Source organism: Phenylobacterium sp. LjRoot219, assembly GCF_964252995.1.
Lineage (GTDB): Bacteria > Pseudomonadota > Alphaproteobacteria > Caulobacterales > Caulobacteraceae > Phenylobacterium.
This window is the reverse complement of the sequence record NZ_CAXUQI020000002.1, coordinates 998,547-1,017,835: the sequence shown is the minus strand read 5'-3', so window position 1 is coordinate 1,017,835 and position 19,289 is coordinate 998,547. Positions and strand designations below refer to the sequence as shown.

General features: G+C 70.4%; 22 protein-coding genes. 9 read left to right on the top strand and 13 right to left on the bottom strand.

The window, feature by feature from the left end:
• The first annotated feature begins 5 nt into the window (after positions 1-5).
• From ACSQ14_RS22725 to ACSQ14_RS22700, 6 genes are all read left to right on the top strand, one after another.
• Positions 6-1,670 (top strand): FAD-binding protein, encoded by a 1,665-nt coding sequence (locus ACSQ14_RS22725; RefSeq protein WP_436017602.1) that lies wholly within the window; start codon positions 6-8, stop codon positions 1,668-1,670.
• A 112-nt stretch (positions 1,671-1,782) separates the two neighbouring features.
• The gene (locus tag ACSQ14_RS22720; protein WP_436016792.1) at positions 1,783-2,286 is read left to right on the top strand and encodes a sigma-70 family RNA polymerase sigma factor; all 504 of its coding nucleotides are present in this window, start codon (positions 1,783-1,785) and stop codon (positions 2,284-2,286) included.
• 42 nt (positions 2,287-2,328) lie between these two features.
• Positions 2,329-3,018: a FecR family protein gene (locus ACSQ14_RS22715; RefSeq protein ID WP_436016791.1), complete on the top strand. Its 690-nt coding sequence runs from the start codon at positions 2,329-2,331 to the stop codon at positions 3,016-3,018.
• Positions 3,015-3,302 (top strand): STN domain-containing protein, encoded by a 288-nt coding sequence (locus tag ACSQ14_RS22710; RefSeq protein ID WP_436016789.1) that lies wholly within the window; start codon positions 3,015-3,017, stop codon positions 3,300-3,302. The genes ACSQ14_RS22715 and ACSQ14_RS22710 overlap by 4 nt, the downstream gene beginning before the upstream one ends.
• Positions 3,254-3,577: a TonB-dependent receptor domain-containing protein gene (locus tag ACSQ14_RS22705; RefSeq protein ID WP_436016787.1), complete on the top strand. Its 324-nt coding sequence runs from the start codon at positions 3,254-3,256 to the stop codon at positions 3,575-3,577. Before ACSQ14_RS22710 ends, ACSQ14_RS22705 begins: the two co-directional genes overlap by 49 nt.
• A 272-nt stretch (positions 3,578-3,849) precedes the next feature.
• On the top strand, positions 3,850-4,980 hold the full coding sequence (locus tag ACSQ14_RS22700) for a calcium-binding protein (protein ID WP_436016785.1): 1,131 nt from the start codon (positions 3,850-3,852) through the stop codon (positions 4,978-4,980).
• Positions 4,981-5,151: 171 nt separating this feature from the next.
• Here the strand turns inward: ACSQ14_RS22700 and ACSQ14_RS22695 are convergent, their stop codons facing one another.
• On the bottom strand, positions 5,152-5,697 hold the full coding sequence (locus ACSQ14_RS22695; RefSeq protein WP_436016783.1) for a carboxymuconolactone decarboxylase family protein: 546 nt from the start codon (positions 5,695-5,697) through the stop codon (positions 5,152-5,154).
• 187 nt (positions 5,698-5,884) lie between these two features.
• On the opposite strand from ACSQ14_RS22695, the gene ACSQ14_RS22690 reads away from it, so the two are divergent.
• Positions 5,885-6,055 carry a hypothetical protein gene (locus ACSQ14_RS22690; protein ID WP_436016782.1) on the top strand — a complete coding sequence of 57 codons (171 nt, stop codon included), beginning with the start codon at positions 5,885-5,887 and terminating at the stop codon, positions 6,053-6,055.
• A gap of 105 nt (positions 6,056-6,160) precedes the next feature.
• Positions 6,161-7,006: an SDR family NAD(P)-dependent oxidoreductase gene (locus tag ACSQ14_RS22685; protein ID WP_436016781.1), complete on the top strand. Its 846-nt coding sequence runs from the start codon at positions 6,161-6,163 to the stop codon at positions 7,004-7,006.
• 18 nt (positions 7,007-7,024) lie between these two features.
• On the opposite strand, the gene ACSQ14_RS22680 is transcribed toward ACSQ14_RS22685, so the two are convergent.
• The 9 genes from ACSQ14_RS22680 to ACSQ14_RS22640 form a co-directional block, all read right to left on the bottom strand.
• Entirely contained in the window at positions 7,025-7,786 is a 762-nt protein-coding gene (locus ACSQ14_RS22680) for an SDR family NAD(P)-dependent oxidoreductase (RefSeq protein WP_436016779.1), read from the bottom strand.
• A 50-nt stretch (positions 7,787-7,836) separates the two neighbouring features.
• Complete coding sequence (locus ACSQ14_RS22675; RefSeq protein WP_436016777.1) at positions 7,837-9,069, bottom strand: aromatic ring-hydroxylating oxygenase subunit alpha; 1,233 nt, start codon at positions 9,067-9,069, stop codon at positions 7,837-7,839.
• 23 nt (positions 9,070-9,092) lie between these two features.
• The gene (locus ACSQ14_RS22670) at positions 9,093-9,452 is read right to left on the bottom strand and encodes a hypothetical protein (protein ID WP_436016775.1); all 360 of its coding nucleotides are present in this window, start codon (positions 9,450-9,452) and stop codon (positions 9,093-9,095) included.
• A gap of 17 nt (positions 9,453-9,469) precedes the next feature.
• Entirely contained in the window at positions 9,470-10,021 is a 552-nt protein-coding gene (locus tag ACSQ14_RS22665) for a nuclear transport factor 2 family protein (protein WP_436016773.1), read from the bottom strand.
• 24 nt (positions 10,022-10,045) lie between these two features.
• Complete coding sequence (locus ACSQ14_RS22660) at positions 10,046-11,011, bottom strand: enoyl-CoA hydratase/isomerase family protein (protein ID WP_436016771.1); 966 nt, start codon at positions 11,009-11,011, stop codon at positions 10,046-10,048.
• Positions 11,012-11,027: 16 nt separating this feature from the next.
• Positions 11,028-12,665, bottom strand: coding sequence for a class I adenylate-forming enzyme family protein (locus ACSQ14_RS22655; protein WP_436016769.1), 1,638 nt, complete (start codon positions 12,663-12,665; stop codon positions 11,028-11,030).
• 78 nt (positions 12,666-12,743) lie between these two features.
• Complete coding sequence (locus ACSQ14_RS22650; protein ID WP_436016767.1) at positions 12,744-13,970, bottom strand: hypothetical protein; 1,227 nt, start codon at positions 13,968-13,970, stop codon at positions 12,744-12,746.
• Between the two features lie 90 nt (positions 13,971-14,060).
• Complete coding sequence (locus ACSQ14_RS22645; RefSeq protein ID WP_436016765.1) at positions 14,061-14,813, bottom strand: SDR family oxidoreductase; 753 nt, start codon at positions 14,811-14,813, stop codon at positions 14,061-14,063.
• Between the two features lie 35 nt (positions 14,814-14,848).
• The gene (locus tag ACSQ14_RS22640; RefSeq protein WP_436016763.1) at positions 14,849-15,814 is read right to left on the bottom strand and encodes an SDR family NAD(P)-dependent oxidoreductase; all 966 of its coding nucleotides are present in this window, start codon (positions 15,812-15,814) and stop codon (positions 14,849-14,851) included.
• Between the two features lie 137 nt (positions 15,815-15,951).
• Here ACSQ14_RS22640 and ACSQ14_RS22635 point away from each other — a divergent pair, with 137 nt between their 5' ends.
• Positions 15,952-16,881, top strand: a complete 930-nt coding sequence (locus ACSQ14_RS22635; protein WP_436016761.1) for a tetratricopeptide repeat protein — start codon at positions 15,952-15,954, stop codon at positions 16,879-16,881.
• Between the two features lie 19 nt (positions 16,882-16,900).
• Here ACSQ14_RS22635 and ACSQ14_RS22630 read toward each other — a convergent pair whose 3' ends face one another.
• From ACSQ14_RS22630 to ACSQ14_RS22620, 3 genes are all read right to left on the bottom strand, one after another.
• A complete protein-coding gene (locus ACSQ14_RS22630; protein WP_436016759.1) occupies positions 16,901-17,434 on the bottom strand; it encodes a TlpA family protein disulfide reductase in 534 nt (177 codons plus the stop codon).
• Positions 17,435-17,463: 29 nt separating this feature from the next.
• Positions 17,464-18,552 carry an AraC family transcriptional regulator ligand-binding domain-containing protein gene (locus ACSQ14_RS22625; protein WP_436016757.1) on the bottom strand — a complete coding sequence of 363 codons (1,089 nt, stop codon included), beginning with the start codon at positions 18,550-18,552 and terminating at the stop codon, positions 17,464-17,466.
• 144 nt (positions 18,553-18,696) lie between these two features.
• The gene (locus ACSQ14_RS22620; RefSeq protein WP_436016755.1) at positions 18,697-19,272 is read right to left on the bottom strand and encodes a TetR/AcrR family transcriptional regulator; all 576 of its coding nucleotides are present in this window, start codon (positions 19,270-19,272) and stop codon (positions 18,697-18,699) included.
• Between the last annotated feature and the right edge of the window lie 17 nt (positions 19,273-19,289).

Here is a 19,289-nt window from a genome sequence, read left to right as displayed (position 1 = left end):
AGGACATGAACGAGGTGTTCGACTTCGTGGTCGTCGGCAGCGGCGGCGGTTCGATGTGCGCGGCGCTGGTCCTGCGCAAGGCCGGCAAGAGCGTGCTGATCCTCGAGAAGACCGACCTCGTCGGCGGCTCGACGGCCAAGGCCGGCGGGGTGATGTGGGTTCCCAACAACCGCTTCATGCAGGCGCAGGGCGTCGAGGACAGCCACGAGAAGGCCACCGCCTACCTCGACGCGGTCGTCGGCGACCACGCTGACGCGCCCGGGGCGACGCGCGAGCGCCGCCAGACCTACCTGCGCGAGGCCCCCGAGATGGTCGACTTCCTGGTCGGCGAAGGCATCAAGCTGCGGCGCTCGCCCTACTGGCCCGACTACTACGACGATCGGGCGGGCGGCTCGGCCCCGGGCCGCACCGTCGTCGCCGAGCTGTTCGACGTCAACGAGCTGGGGCCGTGGAAGTCGAAGCTGCGGCCGAACGCCTTTCCGCTGCCGGCGCCGATCTTCGAGGCGGTGAGCCTGCCGCTGTTCAAGGTCTCCTGGCGCGGCAAGTGGGTCATGCTCAAGACCGGCCTCAGGGGCTTCATCGCCAAGCTGACCGGCAAGCATTGGGTGACGGCGGGCGCGGCGCTGCAGGGGCGCATGCTGAAGGCCGCGCTGAAGGCCGGCGTCGAGATCCGCACCGAGGCGCCGGTGACAGAGCTCATCCTGAATGGCGGCGGCGCGGTGGCGGGCGTCGTGACGGAGAAGGACGGCCGCGAGTGGCGGGTCGGCGCCCGCTCCGGGGTGCTGCTGAACGCCGGCGGATTCGCCCACAATCAGCAGATGCTCGACAAATACATCCCGAACGTCCGCGCCGAGTGGACCCACGCGGCCCCCGGCGACACCGGCGACATGCACCGCGAGCTGATGCGCATCGGCGCGCAGATGGCGCAGATGGAGGAGATGGTCGGCAACCAGATGACCCTGCCGCCGGGCCTCGGCCCGCAGGGCGTGCAGATGCAGCTGGCCAAGCCGCACGCCTTCCTGGTCGACCAGTCGGGCGAGCGCTACATGAACGAGGGCGGCTCCTACATGGAGTTCTGCCAGCGCATGCTGGCGCGCCACGAAAAGGTCCCGGCCGTGCCGAGCTGGTGGATCATGGATAGCCAGTACATCGAGCGGCACATGCTGGCGAACACCATGCCGGGGGCCAAGAAGCCGGCCGCCTGGTTCCTCGAGGGCTATCTGCGCAAGGCCGACACCCTCGACGGCCTGGCCACGGCCTGCGGCATCGATCCGCGAACGCTGAAGGCCACCACGGAGCGGTTCAACGGGTTCGCCCGCCAGGGCCGCGACGACGACTTCCACCGCGGCGCGCGCGCCTACGACCGCTGGCTGGGCGATCCGACGCAGAAGCCGAACGCCGCGCTCGGCACGGTCGAGAAGGGACCGTTCTACGCCGTCACCGTCGTGCCCGGGAACGTCGGCACCTTCGGCGGCGTGGTGACCGACGCCTACGCCAGGGTGCTGCGCGAGGACGGCAGCGTCATCGGCGGCCTCTATGCGACCGGGACCACCACGGCGGCGGTGATGGGCCGCACCTATCCCGGCGCCGGCTGCAGCATCGGCCCGGCGTTCACGTTTGGCTATGTCGCGGCTAAGCACGCGGCGAACCTGGGGAACCGGCCGGCGTAGCTGGCGAAGCGGCCGGCCTCGCTCGAGAGGCCCTTGCATCCTTGCTAGCGGGGGCGGGTATTCGCCGACGCGGCTCCAACGATCGCCGGGTTGCGATCGAGGAGGCGCCAGCGTGTCGGCCGCGACGATCCAGATCGCCTCGCTCTACGAGGACTACAGCGTCTGGCTGCGCCAATGGCTGCGCCGTCACACCGGCTGTTCGCACCGCGCGGCGGACCTCGCCCAGGAGACCTTCTGCCGGCTGCTGGAACGCCCCCTGCCCAGCCTTCCGGACTCGCCGAAGAACTATCTGGCGACCGTCGCGCGCCGCCTGCTGATCGACGACATCCGCCACCGGGAAATCGAACGCGCCTACCTGGCGATCCATGCCGCGCGGACCGACCAGTGGGATGAGCTGACGCCGGAGCGCATCCTCGTCGCCGTCCAGCTGCTCGACGCCGTCGTGCGGATGCTCGAAGGCGCTTCGGAGAAGGCGCGCACGGCCTTCGTGCTGATCCGTTTCGAGCGGCGGAGCTATGCCCAAGCGGCGGTTCTGCTGGGCGTGTCGGACCGGATGGTGAAGCGGTATGTCGCGCAGGTCTATGCGCACTGTTACGCGCTCGCCTATCCGGCCTGAGTGAGCGTCCCCCTCCCCTCCGAGCCCGACCGCGCGACGATCTTGGCGGCCGCCCGCTGGGCGGCGGTGCTGGCGACCGACGAGGCGAGCGTGGCCGAGCGCGCGGCCTGCGAGGCCTGGTGTCGCGCGCATCCGCTGCTTCGGCTGGCGTTCGACCGGATGCGCGCCTTCGACCTCACGATCGACAGGACCGACGCCATCGGCCGCGAGACCGTCCGCTCGGTGCTGGCCGCGCGCACCCGCCGCCGCCGGCAGGTGGACGGCGTCGCCATGGCGCTGCTGCTGAGCGCCGGCGCAGGCTGGCTGTTGGCGCCGTCGTTCGCCGTTCGCGGGCTGCTGGCCGACTACAAGACCGCGCCGGGCGAGCAGCGGACGGTGGTCATGGCGGACGGCAGCCGGCTGACGATCGACACCAACGCCGCGCTGGACACCCATCTGGATCGCCAGCGACGGACCGTGACGCTGTTCCGGGGACAGGTGATGGCCGGCGTCGGTCATGATGCGCGGCCGTTCGTCGTCGAAACGCCAGAGGGGACGGCGACCGCGATGGGAACGGTCTTCACCGTTCGCCGGGAGGCCGCAGCCACGACCATAACGGTGCTCGAGTCGCGTGTGCGCGTGCGCAGCGGACACCGGCGATTGCCTGGAGATCACCGCCGGCGAGCCAGCTCGACATTCCGGCGGGACCGCTCGGCGCGGCGATCGCCCAGCTGGGCCGCGACGCCGGCGTGACGATCGCGTTCGACCCCACCCTGGTGCGCAATCGGCGCACGTCCGGCCTGCGCGGCCGCTACACCGCCGCCGCTGGGCTCGATCAGCTGCTGCGCGGCGCCGGGCTGCGGGCGGTCTCGGACGGCGCGGGAGGGTTCACGCTCGCGACCCTTCCGAGCGCCAGCGCCCGGCCGGTCCGCCGCGCCGAGCCGCAGCCGGCCAGACCCGCGGCTGCGCCTCAGGACGCCGCCTCGGCGTGCAGTTCGGCGAGGTTCCCAAGCACACCGCCTCGGCCTGGGCCATGAAGGCGTTCGACATCGACGAGGGCAGCCGACTGCGGTTCGGGGCCGGGGTCCGCTATGTCGGCTCGGTGCTTTCGACCACCGAGGGCTGGCAGCAGCGCACGCCCGGCTACACGCTCGTCGACGCCTTGGCCGAATGGGAGCGCGACAACTGGGTCCTGTCGCTGCGGGCGAGCAACCTCTTCGACAAGCGCTATTTCGCCGCCTGCCGCGTCTATGGCGACTGCTTCACGGGCAACGGTCGCAACGTCGTCGGATCGCTCGGCTACCGCTTCTGACGGTCATCGCTTGATCCGGTTACCGGTGAGCGCGCGGGCCACGCCGTGCGCTCACCGCGGAGTAACTTGCCCATCATCGGTTAATCCGGATGTCCGGATGCCGGAACGGCGGCTGAAGAAGACGCGTTCAGCCTGAGCCGCGTTTCGTCGAGGGGAGTCGCTTAACATCTAGAATATGAGCCGCGCACAACGGGCTGTTGCTGCGCCCCGTCGCCTGCGAAACGCGCGAACGGGCTCAATGAGCCTCTGTAACAGTACAGGGAGGGTCTGCGATGGCTGAGATCTATGGGGATACCAACGGCAGTCTGAGCGGAATTTCAGTCGGCGGCGACCAGACGCTGGTCGGCGTGAACAACGAAGCCAACTTCATCCATGGCGACGCCTGGGAGCAGTACAACACCTCCAGGGGCGGCAACGACCGGATCTTCGGCGGCTTCGGCGCGAGCAACGCGCTCTACGGCGACTCCCGCTACCTGTTCGACACCTCGATCGGCGGGAACGACACGATCGTCGGCGGGGCCGGCAGCCAGAACCGCATCTTCGGCGACGCCGACCTGATGATCGCCGGCGTCGGCGGCGCCGACCTGCTGGTCGGCGGCGCGGGCGCGGTCTCCAACTTCATCGTCGGCGACGCCGGGATCAGCAGCGCCGGCCAAGGCGGCCGCGACACCCTCTACGGCGGGCTCAACTCCGCCGACAACTTCCTGATCGGCGACGCCTACGAGCTGAACGGCCCGTCGCGCGGCGGCGGGGACCTGGTCGTCGGCGGAACCGGCGGGTCGAACGCCCTGTTCGGCGACGCCGTGTGGATGACCAGCGAGGCGGTCGGCGGCAACGACACCGTGATGGGCGGCTCCAGCGCCACGGAAGCCCTCAGAGGCGACGCCGCGGAGATGTTCGACAGCGCCCGCGGCGGCGACGACCGGCTGGTCGGCGGCTTCACCACCACCAAGAGCGAGCTGATCGGCGACGCGGTGTTCATGTACGCCGACGCGGTCGGCGGCAACGACACCCTGGTCGGCGGCTCCGGCTCGGGCAGCTACCTCTACGGCGACGCCTGGGACATGACCGGCGCGGCGGCCGGCGGCGACGACCGGCTGGTCAGCGGCCGTGGCGACGATCACATGTGGGGCGACGCGGCGACCATGACCGCGACCAACACCGGCGGCCGCGACGTCTTCGCCTTCGGCCGCAACAACGGCGCCGACGTGATCGAAGACTTCCAGCAGGGGACCGACCGGATCGACCTGGGCGTCCAGGCGACCCGCTTCAACCGCCTGGACATCACCGTGTCCGACGTCGACAGCGACGGCAGTCTGGACAGCGTCATCCACCTGTCCGGCAACAACTCGATCACCGTGCTCGGGGTCTCGTCCCTGGCCCGGAACGACTTCATCTTCTAGTGTGCTGGATCTGAAGTTCGCCTGCACATCGGTCAAGCGCCGAAGCGAACTTCAGATCCGTAAAGCACACTAGAAACATATACTTGCTAGTGTCCCGATCGATTCCGAAGTTCGCCAGAGCCGCCACAATGCGCAAGCGAACTTCGGAATCGGGACACCAGCGGGCGGCCGCTACGCGTTCGGGACGGAGCCGGCGTGGAGGCCGGCTTCGACCGGCATGCCGAAGCTGTTGGTGACCATCGCCAGCATCACGTATTCGCCGACCAGGAACACCAGCTCCATCATCTGCACCTGGGTGTAGCGCTCGGCGAGCTGGGCCCAGGTCGCCTCGCTCAGGCAGTGGTCGAGGACCAGCTCCTCGGCCGCCTTCGCCAGCGTCTGCTCGAACGGGGCCAGCGCCGCGCCGCCGCTCTGCGCCGCGGCGATCTCGGCCTCGGTCATGCCGATGTTGCGGGCGATCAGCACGTGGTGCGTCGCCTCGTAGGTCTCGCGGCACAGCGCGACGGCGCGCAGCACCAGGATCTCCCGATCCTTGGCCGGCAGCTCCGAGCCGCGCATCAGCTTCTCGCCGAACGGCATGTAGGTCCGGTAGAGCCCCGGATGCTGGACCATCATCTGGGTGAAGTTGAGCTCGCCCCAGCCGCCGGCGATCGCCGCCTGCTCCGGCGTGAAGTCCTTCGGCGCGATCATCGGGATGCGAGGGGTCGTCGGGCGCATGTCGCGAAAGCTAGCACCGAAGGCGTCCGCCCGCTCGACCGCGCGCGCCTCTCCATCTGCCCCCGCCGCCCCGCGCTAATTTTGATCGTCTCGCGAGGAAAACACGGATCGCGAGCGCACCGCTTGCGTTGAACAAATAGGCGGTGTCCCGAAGACTAGATGCTCGGGAGGCGCGGCGATGATGAGGTTGAGCGAGCTGAACAGGTTTCGTCGATCGCACTGGGCCGGTACGTCGCGCCGCGTTCCGACGGGCGGCGGCGACCTGCTGGCAGCCGTCGGCCTGATGGCGCTGCTGCTGCTACTCACCAGGATCGTGGCGCTGGCCACCGACGCTTTCGTCCGACTGATCGGCGGCTGACGATTTCCGCCAACCACGCCTGATGCGCCGGATCGGGCGCGAACTGTCGAGACGGCGACGGGCCGGCGTGGCTCACTGCCAATAAGGTGAGGCGGGAGCAGCGGTTTGACCCAGGAACTGGCGGGCAAGGTGGCGGTCATCACCGGCGGCGCGAAGGGGCTGGGCCGCGGCGCGGTCGAGCTGTTCGTGGCGGAGGGCGCCCAGGTGGTCGTCGCCGACGTCGACGTCGCCGCCGGCGCGGCCCTGGCCGAAACCCTGGGCTCGGCCGTCCGCTTCCGCCGCGCCGACGTCTCGCGCCGCGAGGAGGTCGAGGCGCTGGTCGCCTTCGCCGTGGCCGAGTTCGGCGGCCTGCAGGTGATGTTCAACAACGCCGGCGTCACCGACGAGGCGACCGGCCGGCTGCTCGACGACGACTTCGGCGCCTTCGAGCGGGTGATGGCGGTCAATGTGCTGGGGGTGATGCTGGGGACCCAGGCCGCCGCGCGGCACATGGCCCGGCATGGCGGCGGCTCGATCATCAACACCGCCTCGATCGGCGGGCTGGCCTCCGGCTACGGCTTTCCGGTTTACCGCGCCGCCAAGGCCGGGGTCGTCAGCTTCACCAAGTCCGCGGCGATCGAACTCGGCGAGCACCTGATCCGGGTGAACTGCATCTGCCCGGGCAACATCCCGACCGACCTGGGGACCTTCCAGGCCCCCGCTCCGGGCATGACGGCGGAGGCCGCGGCGCGGCTGCAGGCGGCGATCGGCGAAATCCGCATGGCTCGCCAGCCGCTGAAGCGCCAGGGCCGGCCGCTCGACGTCGCCCAGGCCGCGCTGTTCCTGGCCAGCGACCGCGCCGAGCAGATCACCGCCCAGGTGCTGTCGGTCGATGGCGGCGCCACCGCCGGCGACGTGCGCAGCCTGATCCAGGAGATCAGCGAGGCGCGGGCGGCGCTCGCCCAGGGCTAACCGACGACCGGGGCCGGGTCATGTCCCCGCCGCCATCCCGCCGGTGACCCGCATAGTCTCGCCGGTGATGAACTTGGCTTGCGGCGACGTCAGGAAGAGCATGGCGTCGACAATGTCGCCTTCGCTCCCGTCGTCCTGCAGCATCTGCATCGCCTTGACCCGCGCCTTGGTCTCCGGCGGCAGTTCGGCGGCGATGGTGTCGGTCAGGATCAGGCCAGGCGCGATGGCGTTGACCCGGATCCGATCGGCGGCGAGCTCTCGGGCAAGGGTGACCGTCAGCGCCGAGACCGTGAGCTTGCTGTTCCCGTAAGCCGTGCCGCCCATGTAGGCGGCGGACGACGAGATGTTGACGATGCTCGCGCCCGCGCGGCCCTTCATGTGCGGCGCGGCCGCCAAGGTGCAGGCGATCACGCCCATCACATTGACCTCGAACAGCCGCTTCACCTTGGCGAGCCCCATCGCCAGGATCGGCTGGCTGTATTCGTGGCTGTGCAGTCCGGCGTTGTTAATAAGGATATCGACGCCGCCGCGGACCTCCGCGGCCTGGGCCATGATCTCCCGCATCTTCGCTTCGTCAGTGACGTCGCCAGCCAGGCCGATCGCCCCGCCGCCCTGGGCGCGGATCTCCGTGGCGGCGGCTTCGGCCGCCGGCCCGTCGAGATCGACCAGCACGACGTGAGCGCCTCGTGCGGCCAGGGCGACGCCGAACGCCTTGCCGAAACCCCGCCCGCCGCCGGTGATCACCGCGGTGCGCCCGCTCATCTCTGCGTTCATCGTCATCGACCTCTTGGGACAAGCTGCTAGGAATACGGCCTATGCGGGCCGGCCGCCTAGCCCGCCTGCTCCCGCTCCCACGCCGCCACCACGTCCTTCACGACCTTGGCCTGGTGGCGCAACGCCAGTTCGTGGTCGTGGAAATGGAAGTGCTGGATCTGGCCGGTGTCGACCGCCCGCTGGATGCGCTCGAGCGTGCTCAGGTCCTCCATCACCACGTCGCGGAACTCGACCATGGTGTTCTCCTGGCCGAACCGCTCGGCGGCGTTCCGCGCCTTCCGCATGAAGACCCGCTGCTGGTAGAGGCTGCGGTTCGGCCCCAGCGGCCAGACCTGATGGGCCGTGTACATCCCCGCCGAGACCGTGAAGGCCAGGCCGGGAAAGAACATCACCAGGTCCACCGACCAGTGCGGCGAGCGCGTCGGGTTCAGCCCCTTGGGCATCTCGTAATCGAGGCTGTCGCGAACGACATTCTGGGCCGCCGCCGCGTTCTTGTAGGCCAGCGACTGCACCGGCTGCGGCTCGCCGGAAACGCTGTAGTGCGAATTGGTGCGGTGCGGCCCCTTGAGCTCGACGTCCAGCAGCCGGCCGAAGGGATTGCCCGAGGCCATCATGGTCGGCGCCGCCGAGGTCGGGTGCAGGATCGGGATGTGGTAGACCTCGGCCGGGGAGTCGACGACCAGCTTCCAGTTGGCTGCGATCTCGGTCTCCCACATGTAATGCTGGCTGCAGGCGCTCCAGGGGTAGCCGACCAGATCGCGCCCCTGCTCGCCCAGGTACTCGGCCAATGTCTGGGTCGGCTGCGCCTGCGGCGACACGAAGATGAAGCCTTCCCAGACTTCGGTCGCCACCGGCTTCAAGCCGAGCTGGCCCTTGTCCAGGTCGAAGAACCCCTCCTCGTCGCGCACGGCGGCGAGCGCGCCGTTCAGGTCGTAGCTCCAGCCGTGGAAGCGGCACATGAACAGCCGCGTCTTGCCGCAGTCGCGGTGCTCGACGACGTTGCCGCGGTGGCTGCAGACGTTGTGGAAGCCGTTCACCCGCCCGTCCCGGTCGCGGCAGATCAGCAGCGACTGGCGGAAGGTCGGCAGCTCGGCGACGAAAAAGTCGCCGGGGTTCGCGATCTGCTCGACCCGGCCGATCATGTACCAGCTGCGCTGGAAGATCGCCGCGAGCTCCTTCTCATAGAAGACCGGGTCGCAGTAGATCTCCGTCGCGACCGGGCCTGTGCCGACGTCGGGATACTTCTGCGTCAGGCCGATGGGCGGAACGCTGATCGTCGGTTGATCCATAGCCCTGCTCCGTCGCGGCTCGATCAGGTTTGCGGGGCGGCGTCGGGGATCTGCCGCCGGTAGCGGATGCGTTCGATCGGGAAGCCGTCATTGACCCTCGGGTCGCCGTACCACTCGACCGCCGGGGCGACCTCGGCCAGGGACAGCATCAGCTTCAACAGCCGCTCGCTCGCCGCCGGAACCTCCCCAAGTTCGAACTGGCGCAGGTGCTCGAGCGCCCGCTCGCCGAGCGGCAACATCGCTTCGTAGAACCGGCGGATATCCTCCATGCGGCTCGCCTGGCGCTTGGACATGCGCGCAACCGCGTCGGCCAGGACCCAATCCGCCACGAAAGGCTCCAGAGCTTCGAAGCCTTTCGGAAGAAGCCGGTCGGTGGTGTCCATGGCGCCTGTTCTCCCGTTCAACGCCAGCGAAGCCCCTCGGCCGAGCGCGCCCCGCCGTGCTCCAGCCCCAGCGCGGCGAAGGACGGGTCGTCGTTCGAGCGTGCGCCCTCCCGCAAGCCGGCCTCGGCGGTCCAGTCCTGCTCGACCGGCATGCTGATCGACCAGTCGCGCATCACGGTGCGGTGGGCCACGCGCCAGCGCCCGTCCTCGCGCCGCAGCTGATCGACGAAGCGGCCGCCGAGCTGGTTGCACATCGCCGCCCCGTCCTCGCCGGTGGTGCGCGACACCGCCAGGAAATAGGTCTCCGCGCCGGCCGCATCGCCGTCGACCCGGACCTGTGACTGGCCGAGCAGGTGATACAGGCTGTTGGTGGTGGCCAGCACCTCGGCGGTCATCAGCCGGGCGTAGTCGGGGCCAGGCGCGCGGCGGTGGCCGTGGTCGTCCCAGCTGTCCTGCGCATAGATGCTCGCCATCCGCGGCTCGTCGCAGCGGTCACAGCCATGGCAATACTCGCTGAGGGTCTTCCGGATCTCATAGTGATCGAGCATCTCCTGAAGGCGCGGATCCATCGGCGAACTCCCTTTGCGTCTCGGCTAGTCCTTGGCCTTGCGGGCGCCGTAGCTCAGGCGCCACTCCGGCGGGAACAGCCGGTCGTTGTCCTTCACCGCATTGTTCAGACCCTTGCCGAAGGTCTCGTCGCCGAGCTCCAGCTCGCCGTCGGAGCGGACCATCGGCAGCATGGATTCCAGCCAGCCGGTCAGCACGCTGCCCATGTATTCGCCCTGGTGCTGCTTCATCACCTCGAAGAAGGTCTTCTGCATCATCACCACGTCGGTCGGGCGGGTGCGCGAGCAGGCCAGGGCGTACTTCTGGGTCTCGGCCTCGAGCTGGTCGCGCGGCACGACGCGATTGGCGAATCCGCAGTCGTACATCTCCTGGGCGGTGAACGGCCGGCCGGTGAACACCATCTCCTGGAACTTGCGGATGCCCATCATCGTCGCCCAGGTCCACATCCGCGCCGCCCAGCCGGCGTAGCGCCAGGCCGAATGGCCGAACAGCGTCTCCTCCGAACAGATCACCAGATCGGCGTCCGTGGCCTGGTAGAAGTGCCAGCCGTAGCAATAGCCCTTGGCCTCGACGATGCTGATCTTCTTGAAGTCCTGCAGGCTGCGCAGGCCGAAGTTCGAGTTGGCGTAGAGGTGGGTCAGCGAGGCCAGGTAGCGGTAGGAGTCCTTCGGCGGATACTTCACGCCCTCGTCGTCGCCGATCCGGAACTCCTTCAGCAGCGAGACGTCGGCCTTGTCGGAGAACATGTCCGCCTGCTCCGGCAGGTCCGCGCCGCTGCCGAAGTGCGCGCCGACGCCGCGGACGATCAGCACCTTCACGTCGTCGTCGACGTTGGCGCGATGCACCAGGTCGGCGAACCGTTGCCGGGCGGCGATGGTCGGCGCATTGAGCTGGTCGGGCCGGTTCAGGGTGATCGTCGCGATCTTGGCCTTCGGATCCTTCTCGTAGAGGACGATCTCCTCCGCCGAGGGCTGCTTCGCCGCGTCCGCCATCGTCCCCGCCCTTCCCTCAGCCCGCCGTGCGCCGCGCGGCGATGCGCGCAGCGATCATGTCGGCCAGCTCGAACAGCCTCAGCTTGCCGGTCGCCGTGCGCGGCACGTCCTCGTGGCCGATGAAGACGATTTCGCGCGGGACCTTGAAGCTCGACAGCACTTCGCGCAGCGCCGCCTTCAGCGCGTCTTCGTTGAGCGTCGCGCCGGTGGCCGGCACCACGGCGGCGACCACCCGCTGGCCGAGCTCGGGGTCCGGTAGGCCGACGACGATCGGCAGCTCGACGCCGGGCAGTGGCCGCAGCGCCGCCTCGACCTCCAGCCGCGAGACGTTGGCGGCCTTGGTCTTGATCATGTCGCCGCGCCTGGCGACGAAATAGAGGTGCCCGTCGGCGTCGAGCCGGACCAGGTCGCTGGTCGGATAGAAGCCGTCGGGCGTGAACACCTGGCGCGAGTCGACCTTGTAAAGGCCGGACATCAGCGCCCCGCCGCGCAGCTGCAGCTCGCCGACCTGTCCCGGGGGCGTCGGCGCGCCGGTCTCCGGATCCACCACCCGCCGTTCGAAGCCGCCCACGGTCCGCCCCGACGAGCCGGCCTTGTCGTCGGGCAGGCGATGGTCGAGCGGCTCGGCGCTGTGCGCGGCGAAGGTCTCGCTCATGCCCAGCATGTTGACCTGCAGCGGCGGCGGGATCAGCTCGCCGGCCGCGTCGCGGAACGGGCCCAGGCCGACGATCCGGTCGATGTCGACGCCGCGCGCGGCCGCCGCCTGGCGCAGCCGGACCAGCGGGTCGCCCCAGCTGTTGACCCGGTTGACGCCCAGCTGCCGGATCGTGTCGACCACCACTTCGATCTCCGGCGAGGCCGGATAGACCAGGGTCGCGCCGACGCTCAGCGTCTGCAGCGCCATCACCATGCCGCCGAGCCAGAAGGCCGGCAGCTGCGGCAGCATCCGATCGCCGGGCTTCAGCAGGAAGTAGCGCGACAGCTCGCGCGGGTGCCGCGTCACGTTTCCCTGGGTGTGCACCACGGCCTTCGGCGCCGAGGTGCTGCCGGAGGTGTAGACGATCACCGCGTCATCGCTGGGCGCGACCTCCGCCTCGACCGCCGCCAGCAGTTCGGCGTCCGGTGCGGCCGGCGCATCGGCCCGGGCCAGCAGCGCGTCGATCGAGCGCGCCCAGCCGAGCCCGTCGGCGTCATCCAGCCAGACCGAGCGCAGATAGGGCGCGGCCGGGATCCGCAGCCCCTCGGCCGGCTGGGTCTCGAGCCCCGGCAGGGCGGCGGTGAGCGTGCGGACGTAGTCGTGGCGCAGGAAGCCGCGGACGCCGATGAAGATCTGCGCATCGCTGTGGCGCAGGATGTGGGCCAGCTCCGGCGGGGTGCAGAGGGTGCTGACCACCGAGACCAGGGCGCCGATCCGCAAGGACGCCAGGAAGGTGGTGATCCACAGCACGCCGTCGGGCGCCATCAGCGCGATCCGCGCGCCCTTGCCGGCGCCCAGCGCCAGCAGCGCGCAGGCCATCCGCGCCGTCCGCCGGTCGAGCTCGTCATAACTCAGGGTCTCGGCCGCCATCGCCACCGCGTCATGCGGGCCGCGCGCGGCGACGACGCTGCGCAGCAGCGCCGGCAGGGTGGACGGCGGTTCGGTCCCTTGCATCATCGCCTCGAGCCTAGGCGGCCGGCCTGCCCGCGGCTCGACCGCTCGCGCCGGATTATCTGCAGGCGCCGCCGGACCCGGCTACACGGCTGTCCCGTCGCGCGACGGTTCGAGGGGGCGCCGATTTGCGTAGTCGAACAGGTGTCCCGCCAGGCCCCCCATCCCGGCCGCCAGCGCCACCAGCCAGATCAGTCCGCCGACGAGCGGGACCACAAACGCGACCATCAGCAGCAGCGCGGCCAGCACGGTCCAGCCGACCCGCGCCGGCCAGCGCGGCGGCCCGGCGGCGTGGGCTTTCGCCGCGCGGGCGCGGATCACCTGGCCGAGCCAGTAGGACACGGCGACGAACGCCAGCGGGATGGCCAGCAGATAGGCCAACGCCAGCACCAGCCCCAGCGGCGCGCCCAGCACGGTGGCCAGCAGCGCCACGATCACCAGCGGCGCCAGCAGCACGATCGCGAGGCCGATGGCGAGCGTCACCCAGCCCCCTGATTGCAGACGCCGCTCGGCGCCTTGCAGCAGCCGCGGCGCGGCGGCGGCGATCGCCCCGATCATGATCAGCACGCCCAGGGCGAACAGCAGTCCCATCACGATGAACGGGGCGGCCGAGGGTTTCTCGCGCTCGACGACCTCGCGCACGGTGCGCCCCTGCACGACGGCGCCGGGCGAGATCTCGATGCGCGCACCGCGGACATGCAGGTCGCCGGCGATCCGCGCCTGCGGGCCGATGACGATCTCGTCGCCCCGCAGCCGGACGTCGCCCCCGACGGCGCCGTTCAGCTCAATCTCCCCGCCCGCCGCCATCAGCTCACGGCCGATCGGCGCGTCGATGCGCAGCCGCCCGCCGGTCAGCACGCTCGAGCCTTCGATGCGGGCGTTCCGGTCGAGGGTGATCTCGCCGCCCGCCGCCACCACGTCGTCGCTGACGACGCCCGACCGCAGCAGGATGCGACCGCCGGCGGCGATGAGGTCGTGGACGGTGGCCGGCGCCAGGTCGATCTCGCCGCCGGCGACAAACAGGTGGTCGGCGCTGGCGCCGTCGACCCGCAGCTCGCGGCCCGCAGCGAAGATGTCGTCGGCGACCTGCGCGGTGACCCGCACCCGTCGTCCGGCTACGAAGGCCATCTCGGCGCTCTGGCCGCTCAGCTCGGAAAGGTCGCCGTGGCGGGTGACGATCCGCGCGCTTTCGGCAGCTGCCGGCGGAACCGCGGCGGCGGTTTGCGAACCCTGCGCCTGCGCCAACGCCGCCGCGCCCAGCGGCGTCGCCACGATCAGGACCGCCAGGAGGCCAAGCTTCACTGCGCGCATGTCGCCCTCCGCTGCACGGGTGTCAGCCGAACGATGTTAGCTGGATCGCAGGCGGCCGTCAGCCTCGACCCAAAGCGGGCCGGCGGCCGGCTAGCGCGCGGTCCAGGCGCCGTCGACGGCGATCGCTTGGCCGGTGAGGAAGCCGGGCGCCTCGTCGCACAGCCAGACGACCGCGCGGGCCACCTCCTCGGGCTCGCCCAGCCGGCCGATCGCGCTCTCAGCGATCAGGGCCTCGGCGAGCTCGGGCGTCATCCCGGCCCGCGACATCGGCGTGTCGATCATCCCCGGGCAGACAGCGTTCACCCGGATGCCCTGGCGCGCGTACTCCAGCGCGGCGGTCTTGGTCAGGCCGACCACCCCGTGCTTGGCGGCGACATAGGCCGAGAAGAAGGGCGCGCCGACCAGGCCGGCGACCGAGGCGCAGTTGACGATCGAGCCGCCGCCGCTCTTCAGCATCTGCGGGATCTGATAGCGCATGCAGGACCAGACCCCGGTGAGGTCGATGGCGATCACCCGGCTCCAGTTCTCCATGCTGCCGTCGGCCGTGGCCTTGCCGTGCTCGCCGTCGATGCCGGCGGCGTTGAACGCCGCGTCGAGCCGGCCATAGCGCTCCACCGTCGTCGCCACCGCCCGGCGCACGCTCTCGTCGTCGGTGACGTCGCAGGGAATGAAGATGCAGTCGCCGGAACCGCGAAGCTCGGCTTCGAGCCGCAGGCCGGCGGCCTCGTCCCGGTCGACCAGCGCCGTCGCATAGCCGCGGGCGATGAAGGCCTCGGCCGCGGCCCGGCCGATCCCCGAGCTCGCGCCGGTCACGAACGCCACCTTGCGCTCTGCGTCTGCCATGTCGCCTCCCCTGTGCTGTCTGGTTTCCGGCCGCGTCAGCGGTCCGACGCCGGTCGATACGGCTTGAAATCCCATTGGCTGGTGTCGAGGTCGGCGCAGCCGATCACCGCGCCCGCCGCGCCCGCCATCGCCTCGTCCCAGCGCGCCGCCACGGTCTCGAGCGAAAGGTCGCGGTCGGCGAAGCCCGGCGTCTGGGCGAGGTAGACCCGGCGAACCTCGCCGGCGACCGCCTCGACGCACTCGCCGGAGACCGGGCAGGCCTCGTGCGCCAGATAGGCCACCACCGGCGAGACCAGGTCCGCCGGCAGGTTCTGCTTGGCGTACTGGTACATCGACGAGGTCTCCGGCTGCTGCGCCGCGACCATCCGCGTGAAGGCCCCCGGGTTGACCGCGTTGGCCTTGATCCCCAGCGCCGCGCCTTCCGCGGCCAGGGCCCGGGTCAGCGACAGCAGGCCGCCCTTGCTGGCCCCGTAGGCCACGAGGTTGGCGTAGCCGGCCATCGCCCCGGAGGTGGTGTTGACGATCCGGCCGTAGCCCTTGGCGCGCATGTGCGGCCAGGCCGCGCGGCAGGTCCACACCGCGCCCATCAGGTTGACCTCGATGTGCCGCAGGAAGTCGCGGGAGGTCATCTCGTCGAACCCCGCGGCGATCGACAGGCCGGCGTTGTTGACCAGGATGTCGACGCCGCCGAAGGCGTCGAGCGCGGTCTGGACGATGGCGGCGGCGCCCGCCTCGCTGGCCACCGAATGGACGTCGGCGACGGCCTGGCCGCCGTTCGCGCGGATCTCGGCGGCGACCGCCTCGGCCGAGGCCGCGCCGTCGTAGCCCGGGGTCTCCGGATCACGACCGATGTCGTTGACGACGACCTTGGCCCCGCGCGCGGCCAGCAATAGGGCGTGCGCCCGGCCGAGGCTCGGGTCGCCGCCGGCGCCGGTGACGATGGCGACGCGCCCGTCGAACCGCAGCTCGGCCATCACCCCGCCAGTCCGTAGAGCGCGCATGCGGTGTCGCCGAGGATGAGCATCCGGAACCATAGGTTCGGCGCGGTCGGCCGATCCCGACATCTTGCGCCATGGCGTGAGCAGTTCGCGCCGGGCGCCGATTGACGCCCCGGCGAGGCCTGCGCATCAAGCGCTTCATGGATCCCCAGACCGCCAACGACGCCGCCGTCGAGCTCCACAACGCCGGGGACCTGAGCGGCGCCGAGCGGCTGTTGCGGCAGGTGCTGGCGACCTATCCCGAAAATCGCACCGCCGCGCAGTATCTCGGCATGACGCTGATGGCCCAGGGCCGGCTGCAGGAAGGCGGGCGGCTCTACGAGGCCCGGCTCGCGGACGGCCGCTGCCCGCCGCTGGACTATCCGCGCTGGGCCGGCGGGTCGCTTTCGGGACAGCGGGTGCTGGTCTGGCCCGAGCAGGGCCTCGGCGACCAGATCATGACCGCGCGCTACGCCGCGATGCTCAAGAACCAGAACTGCGACGTCACTCTGGTGTGCGCGCCTACGCTGCATCGGCTGTTCGAGCGGTGCCTGCCGGTCCGGGTGCTCCCGGCGAAGGGCGTCATCGACTTCCCCGACCCGGATGTCTGGCTGATGGCGATGTCGCTGGTCGCGGCGATCGGCGACCCGGCCGGGGCGGCGGCGCCCTACCTGCACGCCGAGCCGCGGCCTGCGCCCTTCCGCATCGGCGTGGCGGCGCGCGGAAACCCGACGCATGCGAACGACGCGCATCGCTCGCTGCCGCCGGCGCTGGCCGCAGAACTGCTCGCCGTTCCGGGCGCCGGCAGCCTGCTGCCGGAAGACACCGGCGCGGCCGACATGCTCGATACCGCCGAGCTGATCGCCGGCCTGGACCTGGTGATCACGGTCGACACCTCGATCTGCCACCTCGCCGGCGCGCTCGGCAAACCGGTCTGGGTGCTGCTGCCGGCCCATGGGGTCGACTGGCGCTGGGGGCGCGAGCGGGAGGACAGCGCCTGGTACCCCTCGGCCCGGCTGTTCCGCCAGCCGTCGCCTGGCGACTGGCGCAGCGTGCTGACCCGCGTCATGGCCGCGTTGCCCCTGCGCTGAGCGGGCGGAACGCCCGAAGTCAGCCGCCGGCCGCAGGCAGCGCAGCCTGCTCGGTTACCGCCGGCGGAGCCGGCTCCTTCAGCAGCGGCAGGACGGCTGCGTCCAATTGGTCGAGATCGAAAGCGCCCAGGCGCTTGGCGCGCACGACGCCGCGACGGTCGATCAGATAGCTGGTCGGCAGCGCCTTGGGCTTGGGATAGCCGCTCAATTGCAGCGCGATCGGCATCGTCAGCTTCGTCGTCGCCGCCTTCAGCTTGGTCCGGGGCGAGGAATCGTTCGCCAGGGCGGCGACGACGACGAAGCCGTGCTCCCGCGCCGCCTGGTAGTAGCTCTCCAGCACCGGCAGCTCGTTGCGGCACGGGCCGCACCAGGTCGCCCAAAAGTTCACGACTACGACCTTGCCACGCAGGTCGGCCGACGAGAGCTGCGTCCCGTCCAGCAAGGTGGCGCTAAACTCCGGCGCCGGCTGGCCGACCTTGAGCGACCCCGCCGCCGCGGGCTCGGCCATCAACAGCAACGCCGCCACCGCGGCGCATAGCTTCAAACGCGACATGATCTTCCCCCGCCCGCGCAGCCTGGTCTTCAGTTCGCCCTGCCCGGTTCCGCCGCCAGCATCCTGCCGCTCTCGGCCGAGCGGAAGCCTTGCGGGGTCATGCCGGTCGCCCGCTTGAAGGCGCGGCCGAAGCTGGTCTGCTCGGAGTAGCCGAGCTGGAAGGCGATGTCGTCGAGCGAGCTGTCGCTCCACAGCAGCGCCTGTTTGGCCAGCTTGATGCGCTCGTTCTGGACGATGTCGAGGAACTTCACGCCGTGGCGGGTCAGCCGCTTCTGCAGGGTTCGCGAGGAGGTGCCGAGCTTCTCGGCGCAGGCGTCGACCGAGCAGGTCCCGTCCGACAGGGCGCGGCGCACATAGGCCTCGACCTGGTCGACGAAGCCCGCCCGGGTGGTCGTCCTAAGCTGCCCCAGGCAGCCGCCGAGTAGGCCGAACAGCAGCCGGTTCGAGGTGGCGACCGGCTGGTCGAGCAGGTCGACCGGAAAGGCGACCGCGTTGGCCTCGGCCCGCGCATTGACCTTGCAGCCCACCCGGTCCTGCAGCGGCTGCCTGTCGCCGCGGCCGACGCCGAAGGTCAGGTTGGCGTAGCGCGGACGGAACTGCGGGCCGCCCAGCATCTCCAGCGTCTTCATGAACAGCAGCAGGCCCTGGTAGTTGACCTGCTCGCCGGCGCAGAGGTCGGTGCGCCAGCGCAGCTCGGCGACGTCGCGCCCGGCGACCAACTCGATCTCGCATTCCGGCGAGGCCGAAATCGGCACATAGTCGATCAGGCTCTGCAGGCCTTCGCGCACGGTCGGCGCCGCGCGGGCCAGCGCCATCACGCAGCCGAACACGTCGGGGGCCTGGTGTTCCGCCAGGTGCAGGCCGAACAGCGGATCCTGCAGATGCCGGCTGCAGTACTCGACCAGGTTCACCGCCGAGGTGCATTCGATGTGATGGTCGGGGTTGTCGAACGCCAACGGGTCGATGTCGTGACGCTCCAGGATCTGGCGCGGATCGCCGCCGAGATCGCGGACGAGGCCCTTCAGGCCACGCAGGTAGCCGGCCTGGATCTGGCCCTGGGCCGGGAACGCCCCGGACGAGGCGTCGACGCTCAGGACAAAGGTGTTCCCGAACTGCACATTTTCCTCCCGCGTCGCCGGCTCGGAGCAGGATTCCCTGCGCGTGAACGGCGGACACGACCCTCGGCTTTCCGCCGATAATCTAATTATTTCCAGACTCTACTATAGATCGAACTCCACGCAAGCGGCCGTCCCGAGCCCCCGCTAGATCGCCGTGACGGCCAACAGGTCCTCAGCTGGCGCGTCGAGGAACCCATCCGCCTTCAGCATGACCAGGCCGTGCAGTTGCGCCCACCTGACGTTGGCGGCGGTGTTCGAGCGCTGCGGCTCGGCGGCGGCGACCCGTTCGAGCAGCGGCTGGAAGCTGGCCCACGCCGCCGCCTGAAGCGGGCTGTCGGGGCCTGAGCCCGGCACCAGTCTGGAGGCGAACATCAGGCGATAGAGTTCGACATTCTCCTCGCCGAACCGCAGATAGGCGGCCGCCATCCGCTTGAGCGCGCCGGCCTCGTCGCCCGCTTCCGCCGCCTGCAGGATCGCTCGGGTGAACGCCTCGAACCCCTCGGTCGCCACGGCGGCCAGCAGCTCCTCACGGTCGGCGAAATGCCGATAGGGCGCCGACTGGGCCACGCCCGCCTGACGCGCCAGCGACGACAGCGAGAGGCTTTGCGCGCCGTGCGCCGCGATCTCCGCGTGCGCGGCGTCGAGCAGCACCCGGCGCAGGTCTCCGTGGTGATAGCTCTCGCGCCGCTCCGCCGGCTTCGGCGCCGCTTTCCGCTTCATGTGATAGGCAATTACAT